Annotated in this window: 14 protein-coding genes; 2 read left to right on the top strand and 12 right to left on the bottom strand. The window is 53.9% G+C overall.

Annotation, left to right across the window (positions count from 1 at the left end):
• Positions 1 to 22 precede the first annotated feature (22 nt).
• The gene (gene rne, locus On2M_RS13270; RefSeq protein ID WP_210904957.1) at positions 23 to 3286 is read left to right on the top strand and encodes a ribonuclease E; all 3264 of its coding nucleotides are present in this window, start codon (positions 23 to 25) and stop codon (positions 3284 to 3286) included.
• A gap of 51 nt (positions 3287 to 3337) precedes the next feature.
• Here the strand turns inward: rne and On2M_RS13265 are convergent, their stop codons facing one another.
• Positions 3338 to 4288: a LysR family transcriptional regulator gene (locus On2M_RS13265; protein WP_247604987.1), complete on the bottom strand. Its 951-nt coding sequence runs from the start codon at positions 4286 to 4288 to the stop codon at positions 3338 to 3340.
• A 96-nt stretch (positions 4289 to 4384) separates the two neighbouring features.
• Between On2M_RS13265 and On2M_RS13260 the strand changes: the two genes are divergently transcribed.
• On the top strand, positions 4385 to 5584 hold the full coding sequence (locus On2M_RS13260) for an MFS transporter (protein WP_210904956.1): 1200 nt from the start codon (positions 4385 to 4387) through the stop codon (positions 5582 to 5584).
• Between the two features lie 76 nt (positions 5585 to 5660).
• Here the strand turns inward: On2M_RS13260 and flgL are convergent, their stop codons facing one another.
• From flgL to flgB, 11 genes are all read right to left on the bottom strand, one after another.
• Entirely contained in the window at positions 5661 to 6614 is a 954-nt protein-coding gene (gene flgL, locus On2M_RS13255; protein ID WP_151218939.1) for a flagellar hook-associated protein FlgL, read from the bottom strand.
• A gap of 14 nt (positions 6615 to 6628) precedes the next feature.
• Positions 6629 to 8287, bottom strand: coding sequence for a flagellar hook-associated protein FlgK (gene flgK, locus On2M_RS13250; RefSeq protein WP_187252646.1), 1659 nt, complete (start codon positions 8285 to 8287; stop codon positions 6629 to 6631).
• A 64-nt stretch (positions 8288 to 8351) separates the two neighbouring features.
• Positions 8352 to 9302, bottom strand: a complete 951-nt coding sequence (flgJ, locus tag On2M_RS13245; protein WP_151219687.1) for a flagellar assembly peptidoglycan hydrolase FlgJ — start codon at positions 9300 to 9302, stop codon at positions 8352 to 8354.
• Entirely contained in the window at positions 9302 to 10378 is a 1077-nt protein-coding gene (locus On2M_RS13240; protein WP_151219696.1) for a flagellar basal body P-ring protein FlgI, read from the bottom strand. The genes flgJ and On2M_RS13240 overlap by 1 nt, the downstream gene beginning before the upstream one ends.
• 33 nt (positions 10379 to 10411) lie before the next feature.
• A complete protein-coding gene (flgH, locus tag On2M_RS13235; protein WP_003836756.1) occupies positions 10412 to 11110 on the bottom strand; it encodes a flagellar basal body L-ring protein FlgH in 699 nt (232 codons plus the stop codon).
• A gap of 57 nt (positions 11111 to 11167) precedes the next feature.
• Positions 11168 to 11950, bottom strand: a complete 783-nt coding sequence (gene flgG / locus On2M_RS13230) for a flagellar basal-body rod protein FlgG (protein WP_005129045.1) — start codon at positions 11948 to 11950, stop codon at positions 11168 to 11170.
• Between the two features lie 13 nt (positions 11951 to 11963).
• Positions 11964 to 12719, bottom strand: a complete 756-nt coding sequence (locus On2M_RS13225) for a flagellar basal body rod protein FlgF (protein WP_151219686.1) — start codon at positions 12717 to 12719, stop codon at positions 11964 to 11966.
• Positions 12720 to 12739: 20 nt separating this feature from the next.
• Positions 12740 to 13975: a flagellar hook protein FlgE gene (gene flgE / locus On2M_RS13220; protein ID WP_151219685.1), complete on the bottom strand. Its 1236-nt coding sequence runs from the start codon at positions 13973 to 13975 to the stop codon at positions 12740 to 12742.
• A gap of 26 nt (positions 13976 to 14001) precedes the next feature.
• Positions 14002 to 14700, bottom strand: coding sequence for a flagellar hook assembly protein FlgD (gene flgD, locus On2M_RS13215; RefSeq protein WP_151219684.1), 699 nt, complete (start codon positions 14698 to 14700; stop codon positions 14002 to 14004).
• Between the two features lie 11 nt (positions 14701 to 14711).
• Entirely contained in the window at positions 14712 to 15116 is a 405-nt protein-coding gene (flgC, locus tag On2M_RS13210) for a flagellar basal body rod protein FlgC (protein WP_006685091.1), read from the bottom strand.
• Positions 15117 to 15119: 3 nt separating this feature from the next.
• On the bottom strand, positions 15120 to 15536 hold the full coding sequence (flgB, locus tag On2M_RS13205) for a flagellar basal body rod protein FlgB (RefSeq protein WP_187252647.1): 417 nt from the start codon (positions 15534 to 15536) through the stop codon (positions 15120 to 15122).
• Positions 15537 to 15581: the final 45 nt, after the last annotated feature.

Raw genomic sequence — 15581 nt, 5'->3', positions numbered from 1 at the left:
TAAGAATAATGAGTAAGTTACGATGAAAAGAATGTTAATTAACGCGACTCAGCAGGAAGAGTTGCGTGTCGCCCTTGTAGATGGGCAGCGTCTGTACGATCTGGATATTGAAAGTCCTGGACACGAACAGAAAAAAGCCAATATCTATAAAGGCAAAATTACCCGTATTGAACCGAGTCTGGAAGCTGCTTTCGTTGATTACGGCGCTGAACGTCACGGTTTCCTCCCGTTAAAAGAAATTGCCCGCGAATACTTCCCCGCTAACTACAACTCCCATGGTCGTCCCAACATAAAAGACGTGTTGCGCGAAGGTCAGGAAGTCATTGTTCAGATCGATAAAGAAGAACGCGGCAATAAAGGCGCTGCGCTGACCACCTTTATCAGCCTGGCGGGGAGCTATCTGGTTCTGATGCCGAACAACCCGCGCGCGGGCGGCATCTCCCGTCGCATTGAAGGCGACGACCGTACCGAACTGAAAGAAGCACTGGCAAGTCTGGAACTGCCTGATGGCATGGGGCTTATCGTGCGTACCGCAGGTGTCGGCAAATCCGCCGAAGCACTGCAGTGGGACCTGAGCTTCCGCCTGAAACACTGGGAAGCGATTCAAAAAGCCGCTGAAAGCCGCCCTGCTCCGTTCCTGATCCACCAGGAAAGCAACGTTATCGTTCGCGCATTCCGTGACTACTTACGTCAGGACATCGGCGAAATCCTCATCGACAACCCAAAAGTCATGGAGATGGCGCGTCAGCACATCGCTGCATTGGGGCGTCCGGATTTCAGCAGCAAAATCAAACTGTACACCGGTGAAATCCCGCTGTTCAGCCACTATCAAATCGAGTCTCAAATTGAGTCTGCGTTCCAGCGCGAAGTACGTCTGCCGTCCGGCGGCTCAATCGTAATCGACAGCACTGAAGCGCTGACCGCTATCGATATCAACTCCGCACGCGCAACCCGCGGCGGCGACATCGAAGAAACAGCGTTCAACACAAACCTTGAAGCAGCCGATGAAATTGCTCGTCAGTTGCGCCTGCGCGACCTCGGCGGCCTGATTGTTATCGACTTTATCGATATGACCCCGGTTCGCCACCAGCGTGCGGTTGAAAACCGTCTGCGTGAAGCTGTGCGTCAGGACAGAGCACGTATTCAGATCAGCCATATTTCTCGTTTCGGTCTGCTGGAGATGTCCCGTCAGCGTCTGAGCCCGTCGCTGGGTGAATCCAGCCATCACGTGTGCCCGCGCTGCTCCGGCACCGGTACCGTACGTGATAACGAATCACTGTCGTTGTCTATTCTGCGTCTGATCGAAGAAGAAGCGTTGAAAGAAAATACGCAGGAAGTTCACGCTATTGTTCCTGTGCCGATCGCATCCTATCTGCTTAACGAAAAACGTACCGCGGTAAATGCCATCGAGACGCGTCAGAACGGGGTGCGCTGTGTGATCGTGCCAAACGATCAGATGGAAACCCCGCACTACTCCGTGCTGCGTGTACGCAAAGGGGAAGAAACGCCTACCCTGAGCTACCTGCTGCCGAAACTGCATGAAGAAGCGATGGCATTGCCGACGGAAGAAGAATACGTCGAGCGTAAACAGCCAGAACAACCGGCGCTGGCCACCTTTGCGATGCCAGACGTGCCGCCAGCCCCTGCACTGCAGGAGCCAGCTACGAAAGCCGTTGCGCCTAAAGCTGCTGTTGCGACCACAGCTGTCGCCGCACAGCCGGGTTTGATTAGTCGTTTCTTTGGCGCTCTGAAGTCCATCTTCAGCGGTAGCGAAGAAGTAAAACCGGTTGAACAACCTGCGCCGAAAGCTGAAGAGAAAACGGAACGCCAACAGGATCGTCGTAAACCGCGTCAGAACAATCGTCGCGACCGTAACGATCGTCGTGATAATCGCGACAACCGTGGTGACCGTGACAACCGTAACGAGCGTTCAGAAAGCGGCGAAAATCGCGAAGAAAACCGCCGTAATCGTCGTCAATCACAGCAGCAAAATGCGGAAGCACGTGATAACCGCCAGCAATCCACTGACATTGCAGACAAAACGAAGTCAGGCGATGAGCAGCAGGCTCCGCGTCGCGAACGCAACCGTCGTCGTAACGATGATAAACGTCAGGCACAGCAGGAAGTTAAAGAGCTGAACCAGGCTGAACAACCAGTGCAGGATACCGAGCAGGAAGAGCGCGTACGTCAGCCTCAAACTCGCCGTAAACAGCGTCAGTTGAGTCAGAAAGTTCGTTTCACAGACAGTCCGGCAGTCGAAACCGAAGTGGCTACCGCCGCCGTGGTCGCTGAAACAGTTGTCACTCAGCCTACTGAACAGTCTGCACCGGTACAGCGTACCGAACTGGCGAAAGTTGATCTGCCAGCTGTCGTCGCAACTGAGCAGGAAGACAACAGCGAAGCGCGTGACTCCAATGGCATGCCGCGTCGTTCCCGTCGCTCTCCTCGCCATCTGCGCGTAAGTGGACAGCGTCGTCGCCGTTACCGTGACGAGCGTTACCCGGTTCAGTCGCCGATGCCGTTAACCGTCGCCTGCGCCTCTCCGGAATTAGCGTCCGGTAAAGTATGGATCCGCTATCCTGTCGCTCGTCCTCAGGATCAGCAGAGTGAAGAGCAACGCGAGCAGGAAATGGTCCAGCCGCAAACAGCACCAGTAGCCGTAGAGCCTCAGGTTGCTGCAGCAGCTGCAGAACACATTGTGGACACTCCTGCACCGGTTGAAACCGTACAGCCAGAGGTTGTCGTAGCTGAAACTCAGGCCGCCGTTGTTGAAACCACACAGGTTGAAACCACACATCCGGAAGTTATTGCAGCTCCGGCCGAGCAGCAGTCGCAAATTATCGCTGAATCCGACGCACCTGTTGCCGAGGAGATCGCTGCGAAAGCCGAACCTGTAACTGAAGTTGTAGCTGCGCCTGTTGTCGAAGAACCTGCAGACGTCGTTGTCTCCCAGCCTGAATCGGTTGAAGAGATTGTCGAGGTTGTGGAAACAGCGCCTGTTGTTGAAGAAGTTGCAGCGCCGCAACAAGTTGTTGCAGCACCTGTCGTCGAAACCGAAGTCGTTAAGTCTGACGTTGTCGTAACCAGCGCTGACGCAGAACATCTTCACAGCCATGCGACCGCACCGATGACCCGCGCCCCGGCACCGGAATATGTGCCTGAAGCGCCGCGTCATAGCGAGTGGCAACGTCCGGCATTCGCCTTTGAAGGTAAAGGTGCTGCAGGCGGACACAGCGCCACGCACCAGGCGACCGCGCCAGCAACACGCCCGCAACCTGTTGAGTAAGTCATAATCACTATCAAAGCCGACCTTCGGGTCGGCTTTTTTATATCGGTTCTACGTGGGTTTTACACGTTTCATCCCCGTTAGCTGCGGCATGACATCTTTCATTAAAGCTAAAAATTTGCGTAATCGGGTCGGATAGTAACGCGCCCAGGGATAGACCAAATGCACAGGCAACGATGCCGCATGCCACTCGGGTAGCAACGTAACCAGGCGTCCGCTGGCAATATCTTCCTCGACCATCCAGCTCGACACAATCGTCACGCCTAACCCTGCCAGGGCAGCATTTCTGGCAACATAAATACTGTCGGTGCTTAATCTGGGTGTAATATTCAGCGTAACCGGTTCATTACGCGATTGATGCAGTAACGAAACGCTATGTTGGTAAAACGTGTTCACGGCAATCCACGGCAGCGCGGATAATTGCTCCGGATGCGAAAGCTCGCCATACTGCGCCAGCAATGCGGGACTCACCACCATACTCCGGGGAACTTCGGCCAGTAATACCGAGACAGTGTCCGGATCAACCTCTGCCCCCACCCTGATCGCGCAATCAATATTATCGCTGAGGAAATCAACGGTTTTATCATTGAGCATCCACTCTACCGACAACTGCGGATAACGAGAAAGAAAGTGCAGCAACGGCTCAAGAAGTTGTTGCTGCCCGAAGGCATGCGGTGCACGTACCCGCAGCGTGCCCACCGGTTCCTCCTCCGTGACATTGAGCCCATCTTCCAGTGCCAGCCACGCATCAATAATTTTCTTGGCATGCTGGTAGCCGCGCTCACCGTCGTCGGTTAATTTCATCGCATGCGTGGTGCGCATTATCAGTTTCACACCAAGCAGTGCCTCCAGGGATTGTAACCGGCGGCTGACAGTCGCCTGCGTTGTGCCCATCTGTTTTGCCGCAGCCGAAAGCGATCCAGCCTCGACGATGCGCACGAAAGTCCGCATCAGCTCCACCCTATCTATACGTTCATTTTTTATCATTCGTAATTTCTTCATACGCTATACGTATAACAGTTTTACCACTGCGCTCGCTACCGCACCATCCGCTGAAGGATAAAAATAGCCGCACATCCTGTGATTGAGGAATCATTTGTGAACACGCATATCGCACTTTCCCGTTGGGTCATTTTTGTTCTGGCATTGGGCGCTGGTTTCAGCGTGGCCGCTATCTACTATGCCCAGCCTCTTCTGCCTTTAATGGGTCAGGATCTGGACTTAAGCATCACCGGCATGGGGCTGGTTCCGACGCTCACCCAGGCGGGATACGCGCTGGGGATTTTGTTTTTACTGCCCCTGGGAGACCGTTATGATCGCCGGACGCTAATTCTGTTTAAAAGCTTCACGCTTGCCTTCCTTCTTCTGGCCTGCAGCTTTACCGGACAGTTGTATTCACTATTGCTGGTCAGCCTGCTGATGGGAATGGCGGCAACTATGGCGCAGGACATTGTCCCCGCAGCGGCCATTCTGGCGCCTGAAGGCAGGCAGGGAAAAACGGTGGGCACCGTAATGACTGGCCTACTGCTGGGGATTTTACTCTCGCGTACCATCAGTGGACTGATAGGTGAAGCCTTTGGCTGGCGCGAAATGTATCAGCTCGCCGCCGTCAGTATTGCTGTTATTACCGTGATTATGTGGAAAGCACTGCCTCGTTTTGCCGTCCATTCCACGTTGAGCTACCCGTCATTAATGCTCTCGATGGCGCAACTGTGGCAAAGGTATCCCGCCTTACGGCGCGCGGCACTGGCGCAAGGTTTTCTGTCCATTGCCTTTAGCGCCTTCTGGTCTACGCTGGCTGTGATGTTATCTGAACATTACCAAATGGGTAGCGCGATGGCAGGCGCGTTTGGTATCGCGGGTGCGGCCGGAGCGCTTGCCGCGCCGCTGGCAGGTCACCTTGCTGATAAAGTAGGTGCTGCGAAAGTGACGCAGTTAAGTGCTTTACTGGTCACGGTATCCTTCGCACTGATGTTCTTGTTACCCGCTCTACCAGTTCAGGGACAATGGTTGCTTATTGCCCTTTCAGCGGTAGGTTTTGATCTCGGATTACAATCCAGCCTGGTTGCCCACCAGAACCTGGTCTATAGCCTGGAGCCTCAGGCCAGAGGGCGTCTGAACGCACTGTTGTTTACCATGGTATTTATCGGTATGGCGCTGGGTTCAGTTCTCGGCAGCCAGGTTTACGCGCTGGCAAACTGGGAAGGTGTGGTTGCACTGGCAACATGTAGCGGTGCGATCGCACTGGTAATCAGACTCACAAGCAATCTGTCACTTTACAAAACGACTGACGCCTAAAAAAATGCCCGCTCCGGGTGTTAAGGGAGCGGGCAGATAAACATATCCAGTTTCATGATATGTTCAAAATGGGTCGTTACCGGTTAAGCTGGAACAGCGACATGCCCTGCATATCAGTAAACGTTTTATACGATGCCTGCAGTGCGGCTTGTTGCATCACGTAAGACGAAATCGCGGCGTTCCAGTCGACATCCACCAGATTACTCATCTGTTGGGTTTGCCCCAATGCACGATCGGCACCCAGTGAATCCAGCGAGCTCAATTCGCTTAGCTGCGTGCCTAATTCTGCACGTACAGACAGCACGTTATTCAGCGAGTTTTTAAGACCTCGGCTGGTTTTATCGATGGCTGCAGTGGCAGTAGCTTTTGCCGCATCATTGCCCTCAACCGGTGTGTTAAGCGCATCAATCGCGCTATCCAGCATTTTGAACAGGTTCTTTTCCTGAGTACCGCCCGCAGGTTCAGGCACGGCGTTGCTGGTCAGGCTGGCGAAGACTTTATCGCCAGTATGACCAATCACCATGGTCCGGGAGGCATCAACCTGCTGGGTGACGTTTGTCGTACCGCCGCTGTAAGCGCCATCAGCCTGGGCAAACGGTGCAGATTCTGTTTTATATCCGCCAAAAATGTAGCGCCCATTACCGTCGGTGCTGTTCGCCAGGTTCATCAGCTGATCGCGGATCCCCTGCAGGTCGGTGGCCAACGATGCACGGTCATCATCACTTAACGTACCGTTTCCCGCACTAACGATTTTTTCCTGCGCAGTCTGGATCGCCGTCGTCACCTGATTCAGCACGTTCTCTTCCAGCGACACTTTTTGCGTCGCGAATGTGCGCGCCAACGTGTATTGGCTGTTCTGCGCCTGAGCCTGCGAAAGTACTACAGCTTGCGAGGCGGCAATCGGATCGTCAGATGGGTTCAGCACGCGTTTGCCCGTCGACATCTGCTCGCCGAACTTCATCCATTCCGCCTGAGAGTTAGTGATGCCGCGCATATTCTGCTGGTACATCATCTGGGTGCTAATACGCATAGTTTCCCTCTCCCTTAGCGAATATTAATCAGTGCATCGAACAGCGCATTCGCAGTTTGCAGTACTTGCGCGTTAGCCAGGTAATATTGTTGATAACGCTGCAAATTTCCGTACTCTTCATCGAGGTTAACCCCGGAAATAGACTGCTGCTGCTTATAAAGTTGCGTTACCACGTTATTCTGGGTGATGGCACTGGTTTTCAGCGTTGCGGTTTTGTTACCAACATCGCTCACCAGCGTGGCGTAGGCGTCATTAAAGGTTTTATCACCGACAGTGGCCTTGGTTTGCAGATCCAGCAGTTTCTGGCCGTTGCGGTTATCGCTTTTACCCTTATCAATATCCGGATCGGGATCATTTTTAGACACTTGAGCCATCGCAATTTTCGACTCATCGGTCACCATGACTTTCATATCAACAACAGCGTTACTCACCGGCTTCACTATAAAGCTGTCATTAGCTGTCGCCCCCGCGTTAACTGTAATCTCCATCCCATCGAAGGACATTTTTCCGCCAGCCACGGTAGCTTTGAAGCTGGTGTTGTCAGCCAGACGTGTAACCTGCCAGTCCGTCCCATCAAAAACGATTTTATAATCTGTCGCCTGTACAGCAGAACTGTCGGTGATCTTCGCGCCTAGCGATCCTGTCCCCGAATTTTTTGTGTTATTGAATACAGCCGGGCTGCCAATAGCAAAGAAATCCTTGCCCTGATCGCCGTTAGCATCAAAACCTTCTTTATGCTGGGTGTTAAACGCATCGGCAAACGCCAGCGCCAGTTGGCCAAGAGTGTTGCGCGTCTGATCCAGTTCCTGCGAACGGAAAGTCAGTAATCCGCCCAATGAACCGGTATTCAACAGTTTCTCGGGGATCTCGACATTACCGGCAACCCCATCAACGTAGGCCACAGTAGTGCGATTAGGATCGTCGCTGGAAGGGACTGCCGCCAGTTGACGCGCATTGCTGCCCTGCACCAGTGAATAGCCGTTCGCCATGGTAACATTGTAAGTCCCGCCGTCCTGCACGCTGACTTCCACGCCGACAATCTGGTTAAGTTCACTGACCAGTTGGTCGCGCTGGTCAAGCAAATCGTTAGGCGATGCACCCGCGCCGACGCCCGTCAGACGGGAAATCTGGTCGTTAAGACTGGCAATCTGTTTCGAGTAGTTGTTGATCTGATCAACACTTGCTTTTATTGCAGTATTGACCTGCTTATCCTGATCGCGCAGATACTGGTCAGTTGTTTTAAACTGATTCACTAAACCATTCGCTTTGCCGATCAACGCCTGACGCGCCGCCGGATCTTCGGCATTACTGACCAGCGTTTGCAAACCGGTAAAAAAGTCCTGCATTGAGGTCGAAATGGAACTGGTTTTGCTGGAGAGCAGATTGTCAATTTTTGACATTTGCTCATAGCGCGTCGTCAGACCGCTGCTCTGATTCTGCGCTGCTCGCAACTGATTAGTGATAAAGGAGTCATACTCGCGCTGCACGCCAGAAACATAGACGCCATTGCCAACCCAGCCCCCCGCACCCAGCGTGCTGTTCGCCTGTGCCATAATTGTCGTTTGGCGGGTGTAGCCGGCAACGTTATAGCTGGAGATATTATTACTGGCGGTACTCAACGCGGCCTGCGCTGCGCTGAGTCCACTCATCGCGTTATTAATCAAGCTGGACATGGAGGTTCCTTGTAATCCTTCAATACTCGTTATTATCGGCAGCAGGTTGGTAGACTTGAGCTATTTAAAAGAGATTATCGATATTCGTACTGTAGGTTTTGCTCACTTTTTCGCTCATCGATTTCAACTGCTGGATCATGCTGGTTAATTTGCGTGCGTAGTTAGGGTCGGTCGCGTAACCGGCATTCTGCAGCGCCTGCGCTCCCTGCTCGGCGGTCGCGGCGGCGGTTACCGCCGCGTAGCGCGGATTACGGGATATCAGACCGACGTAATCCGACAGCGCCTCAAGATAAGAGCTGTAGACGCGGAAGCGGGCTTTCACCTTTTTCGCCTCACCGTTTTCATATTCGGTAGTGGTGATTTCGGTGGTTGGACCTTTCCAGCTTCCCGAAGCCTTCACGCCAAAAATGTTAAAGCTCGGTTCGCCGTTTTCACGGCGAATCTGTCGCTGGCCCCAACCGGATTCCAGCGCCGCCTGCGCCAGAATCAGATGGTGCGGAACACCGCTTTGCTGGCTGGCCAGTTTTGCCGGTAGCGAGAGCTGGGCAAGGAAATCTTTACTGTCACCTGATAACGGTTCTTCATTGCTGTCTGTCGCCCGGGGAATCGCTTTGCGGACCAGTTGCGTCAGCGCCTGATTTTGATAGCTGGTCACCGTTTCCAGTGAGAACTTCATTGGCACCTGCGGCGCGTCATCCGCAGGTTGCGCCTGCCCTTCGGTCATCTGCTTAACCATCATCTCAGCCAGCCCCAGACCTTTACCTGCGGTCATCTGCTGCGCAATTTGCTGGTCATACATACTGGTATACAAACGCGTCGAGTCGCTGCTAAACACGCCATCTTTTGGCAACGCTTCACGCATGCTTTTCAGCATCATTTGCACGAACATCCCTTCAACCTGGCGGGCAACCGGGCGGATATTCGCCGCCGGGTCCTGACCCGCTTTCGCTTTCAGTTCGTTCAGTGATTGCGCATCCCAGGCGGCGCTGGTCAGCAATTTGGTATCACCAATCATCAGATGATTTCCAGTTTGGCGCGCAGACAACCCGCACTTTGCATGGATTGCAGGATAGACATCAGATCCATCGGTGTTGCCCCCAGCGCATTCAATGCACGTACGACATTGTTCAGGTTGGCGCTGGAGCGCACGCTCTGCAACGAACCACCGCTCTGACGCAGATCGATCTGCGTTTGCGGCGTCACTACAGTTTGTCCACCGCCAAACGGCGTATCCGGCTGGCTAACATTCGCCTGGCGGTTAACTGTGATCGACAGGTTACCTTGCGCCACAGCACAACTGTCCAGCGTCACTTCGCGGTTCATGACCACCGATCCCGTACGCGAGTTAATAATCACTTTCGCGTCCTGCGGCGTGACGTTCACCTCCATATTCTGAATGTCGGCGAGGAAGCGCACCTGCGAACTGTTGCCGCTTGGCACCCGCACCTGGATTGTCCGGGCATCCAGCGCCGTTGCGCTGCCAAAACCGCGCGAGCGATTAATAGTGTCGGTAATTTGCTGTGCCATTGTGAAATCTTCATTATTCAGCTGCAAATTAATGGTGTTACCGCCGCCGAACTGGCTGGGTAATTCACGTTCGATGGTCGCGCCGTTGGTAATACGTCCACCATTGAGCTGGTTTACCTGCACGCTACTGCCACCCGCAGCCGCGCCTGCACCGCCAACCAGAATATTCCCCTGCGCCAACGCATAGACCTGGCTATCGACCCCTTTCAGCGGAGTCATCAGCAGCGTTCCGCCGCGCAGGCTTTTAGCGTTCCCCATGGAAGAGACGACCACGTCAATAGTTTGCCCTTGACGACCAAAGGCCGGGAACTGCGCAGTGACCATTACCGCTGCCACGTTTTTCAGTTGCATATTGGTGCCAGTGGGCACGGTGATCCCCAACTGCGACAGCATGTTGTTGAGCGTTTGTGTCGTAAATGGCGTCTGTGTAGTCTGGTCACCTGTGCCATCCAGTCCGACCACCAGCCCATAACCAATCAGCGAGTTTTCCCGCACGCCCTGCACGCTGGTCAGGTCACGAATACGGTCGGCATACGCGAAGGCGGTTACCAGCACTAGTACCATTCCAACAAAAGATTTAAACACAGGGTACCTCGCTTACATCGGCGACAAGTTAAGGAAGAAACGCTGCAACCAGCCCATATTTTGCGCTTCATTGATGTAGCCGTTGCCGACGTACTCAATCCGCGCATCCGCAACCTGAGTTGACGGTACGGAGTTACTGCCACTGATAGTGCGAGGGTTAACCACCCCGGAGAAGCGAATGAATTCAGTGCCCTGATTAATGGCGATCTGTTTTTCACCCACGACATGTAAGTTGCCATTCACCAGTACCTGATCGACCGTTACGGTCAGCGTACCGCTGAAGGTATTTCTGGCGTTCGCGCCGCCTTTACCGTTAAAGGAGTTACCGCCTGACGCTTCTACGTCGGCACGTTCGTTACCGAACAATCCTTGCAAATAGCGCGGGACAGTATCAAAACCAAAGTTGGTTTTGCCGTCACGGCTGGCGTTAGCCGAAGAGCTTTTGCTCGCGCTGACGTTTTCCTGCAATACGATGGTTAACGTATCGCCAATATTGCGCGGGCGGCGGTCTTCGAATAGCGGCTGATAGCCGTAGTTAATCGGCTGCGCCGACTGGAAGATTGAGCCATTTGCCACCGGCGTTGGACCAGGAACGGGCTGGGCGGTCGTCGCGCCTTGCACGAGGGGCGTAGCCGGGATCCAGGCGCATCCTGTCAGTGAAACCACCAACAGGGCTAAAATTGGGTATGGGTGAAGCGCGTATTTTCGCATTGCCGTCATCTTCAAAATCAGTGTGCCGGTGAGGTTTGCACCCCACCGGACCACACTTTAGAGTTGCGTCAGTTTTTGCAGCATCTGATCGGTGGTCGATACCGCTTTACTGTTGATTTCATAAGCGCGCTGAACCTGGATCATGTTTACCAACTCTTCCGCCACGTTGACGTTAGAGGTTTCAACATATCCCTGATACAGCAGACCCGCGCCGTTCAGCCCCGGCGTGCTCTCGTTCGGCGCACCGGATGACTGCGTTTCGGTGTACAGATTCTCACCAATGCTTTCCAGGCCGGTATCGTTCATAAAGGTAGTCAGGTTAAGCTGCCCTACCTGAACCGGTGCAGCCTGACCCTGCTGGGTCACGCTGACAATCCCGTCGCGTCCAATAGTGATACTGAGCGAGTTAGCCGGAATGGTGATGGCCGGTTGCACCTGAAAACCACCCGCGGTCACCAGTTGACCGTTTTGATCCACCTGGAAAGAACCGTCACGGGTATAGGCTGACGTGCCATCTGGCAGCATGACCTGGAAAAAGCCCTGGCCTTTAATCGCCACATCTTTACTGTTGTTGGTCTGCGACAGGTTACCCTGACTGTGTAAACGTTCGGTAGCAACCGGACGCACACCGGTACCAATCTGCAAACCAGACGGCAGCGTAGTTTGTTCAGAAGACTGCGCGCCAGGCTGGCGAATCGTCTGATACAACAGATCTTCAAATACCGCACGTTGGCGCTTAAATCCGTTGGTGCTGACGTTTGCCAGGTTGTTGGCAATCACATCCATGTTGGTTTGCTGCGCATCCAGGCCGGTTTTGGCGATCCATAATGAATTGATCATAAAATGTCCTGTATTAACTCATCGACAGCAGTTGGTTGGCGCGGCCCGCGTTATCATCCACGCTACTGATAATCTTCATTTGCATTTCGAAACGGCGGGCGTTAGCGATCATGTCACTCATCGCGGCAACCGGCTTGACGTTACTGCCTTCCAGCACGCCCGACATGACACGAATGCCAGGATCGGCCTGTAACGTCGCACCACGAGTAGCCTGTGCGGCCTGGGTCAGACGGAACATACCGTCATCGCCACGTTGCACTTCACTCCCCGTCGCCTTCACTAACTTCAGTCGCCCAACTGGCGCTACGGTATTCGCCGGATCGCCAGGGTTTAGCGCCGAAATCGTTCCGTCAGCCGCAATGGTGACTTCTGAACCTTCCGGTACGGCTATCGGTCCGGCTTCGCCAATCACCGGGTGTCCCTGAATGGTCAGTTCACCCGTAGGGCTTACCTGAATGGCACCATTACGGGTATAACCTTCGCTGCCGTCCGCGGTCTGCACAGCCAACCAGCCATCCTGTTGCAGCGCCACGTCTAATGGACGTGAGGTATAGTCCATCTGGCCCGGCGTCATATCGGCCCCCGGCGTGGAGGCCACCACCAGCGTACGCGTCGGCAAAGACAATCCTTCTACGGGGACCGCGCGTAGCGCATTGAGCTGCGCGCGAAAACCCGGCGTGGAGGCATTTGCCAGGTTGCTGGCCGTCACCGCCTGTTGATTCAGCGTCTGACTGGCTGCGCCCATGGCGGTATATATTGCGTGATCCATTAAGCCATCCCGTCAGGCGCTTAGCGCAAGTTGACCAGCGTGTTGAGGATCTGATCCTGGGTTTTGATGGTCTGCGCGTTTGACTGATAGTTACGCTGGGCGACGATCATATTCACCAGTTCTTTACTTAAATCCACGTTTGACGCTTCCAGCGCACCGTTGGTCAGCTTGCCGAAGTTTCCTTCGCCTGCGGTACCCAGCAGCGCCACGCCAGAGGCCTGAGTAGCGGCCCAGACGTTATCGCCCTGAGAAGCCAGACCTTCGTTGTTGGCAAAGTTTGCCAGCACGATCTGCCCCAGCACCTGTTGTTGTTCATTGGAGTAGTTACCGACCACGGTACCGTCATTGTTAATCTGGTAGCTCACCAGATCACCCGGCTTGTAGCCATTCTGATTCGTGGCAACGATGTTGTTGGCACCGGTGTTCTGCTGCATGGAGTTCAGGAAGCTCAGAGAGAAAGTTGCAGCATCTGCACCGTTAATCTGCCCGGTGGTGATGTTGATACCCGTTCCTGCTGGCGCCCCGGTTGCAGTGGCGCTAATCCCTAAAAACACACCGTTTTCATTAAAGCGCATAAACCCGGCTGATTGTGCAGCGCCTCCGGTTGAAGCATCCTGCGTGTGAACTTCCCAGGTATTGCTCTGCGCATTTTTGACATAAAAAATATTCATGTCATGGGCATTACCCTGACTATCGAAAACGGTAACGGTGCCTTTCTTGTTGTAGGAATCCGCATCGTTTGGATTGAACGGGGTTTTCGTTGGCACTTTGTCAGTGGAGTTCAGGTTGATCTGCATTGACGCGGTCGTGGTGGTTTTAGCCGCCATCAGCGTATTGGGGATAGTGATCGGTGCCGGGTTAGCCCCTTGCTGGATCGTTGGCGGTGTGCCGGTAGCCGGATAACCCGTCAGTTGCAGCCCCTGCATGTTGACGATATTGCGGTTTTCATCGAGCTTGAACTGACCGTTACGGCTGTAGAAAACGGAACCGTTGCTGTCTACCATGCGGAAAAAACCGTTCTGGCTGATAGCAACATCCAGCCCACGTCCGGTGTTGGTGGTGGTGCCGTCGGTAAAGTCCTGGGTAATACCCGCCACTTTAACGCCCAAACCCACTTTAGAACCGGCAAACATATCAGCAAAAGATGCCGTACCGGATTTAAAACCGTAGGTGGCGGAGTTGGCGATGTTGTTACCAATGACATCGAGGTTGGTCGCTGCAGCGTTCAGACCGCTGACCGCTTGTGAAAAGGCCATGACTTACTCCTGATAAGTGTGGTGGCTTAAATTATCTGCCGTACTTCGTCGAGGGTGGTGGTTCCATAGGTGCCCAGATCCAGCGTATTTCCGCCGTTACTGCGAATAACGCCCTGCACCAGCGCAAACTGAAGCGGCTGTGCCACCAGTTGCGTTCCGCCATTGCTTGCAGCAATTGACACGTTGTAAGAACCGCTTGGCGCATCCGTGCCATCGGTCATGGTGCCATCCCAGGTAAAGGTATGAACGCCTGCTTTCAACCCACCAATATCAATGGTACGTACCACCTTGCCGTCTTTATCGGTAATGGTTGCCGTTACCTTATCTGCCGGTTGCTGCAGTTCAACGCCAAACGGCGTGGTGGTGGTTTTTGCCCCCTCTTCCGAACCTTTACCGGTCAGGATGGTGGTGCCCGGGATCATGACGCCGTGACCAATCAACGTACTGGCCTGCAGCGACTGACTGTTGTCGATCTGCCCGGAGATCGACCCCAACGTGGTGTTCAGTTTTTCAATACCGCTCACGGTACTGATTTGCGCCAGTTGGGTAGTCAGTTCGTTGTTTTGCAACGGATTGGTGGGATCCTGGTTTTTCAGCTGTGCAACCAGCAGCGTAAGAAAGCTGCTTTGCAGATCGGCTGCGTTGCTGCCTGTCAGCGAATTCTTCCCCGTAGCATCATTAACACCCGTCGTGCTCGGGTCATTCATTTTTACAGCAATAGACATGTGCGCCTCCTTTACTGGCCTAGCGTCAGCGTTTTGAGCATCAAGCTTTTCACGGTGTTAAGCACTTCGACGTTTGCCTGGTAGCTGCGCGAGGCTGACATGGTATTGACCATTTCACCGACAACATCCACATTTGGCATTTTTACGTAGCCGTTCGCGTCTGCCAGCGGATTACCGGGTTCATAAACCAGCTTATCCGGCGCCTGGCTTTCAATAACGTCAGCAACTTTCACACCGCCGGTTGCCGCGCCTGGTGCTGCATCAACCTGAAAAACAACCTGCTTCGCGCGATACGGCTGACCGTCAGGTCCGGTGACGCTATCCGCATTCGCCATGTTGCTGGCCGCTACGTTCAGGCGCTTAGACTGAGCCGTTAGCGCAGAGCCTGCGATATCAAAAATATTTAACAGCGCCACGAATTAGTTTCCTCCCTGCAGCACGTTCATCATGCCTTTGATTTGTCCACCCAGCGCGGTCAGCCCCATTTGATATTTGAGGCTGTTGTCTGCAAATTGCGTACGCTCCCGGTCCATATCCACCGTGTTGCCATCAAGTGACGGCTGGTCAGGAATCCGGTAGAGCAGCTCCGTAGAAGGCGCAGAAAGGGCCTGGGCCGGAATGTGTTGTGCAGAGGTCAGCGTCAATGAAACGCCGCCGGTTTCTTCCCGTCCTCGCACCATGACTTTTTTTAACTCACTGGCGAAATCCAGGTCGCGCGCCTGATACCCCGGCGTGTCGGCATTGGCTATGTTGGCCGCCAACACTTCCTGGCGTTGGGCGCGCAAATTCAGCGCTTCCTGTTGAAAACGTAAGGCGGCATCGAGCTTATCGAGCATATCTCCTCCGCAAATGACAATATTCAGCCGACAGCTTAAATCCCA

Source organism: Citrobacter sp. On2M, assembly GCF_018035235.1.
GTDB lineage: Bacteria > Pseudomonadota > Gammaproteobacteria > Enterobacterales > Enterobacteriaceae > Citrobacter > Citrobacter meridianamericanus.
The sequence above is the reverse complement of the archived record's forward strand: the minus strand, read 5'-3'. Positions and strand labels throughout refer to the sequence as shown.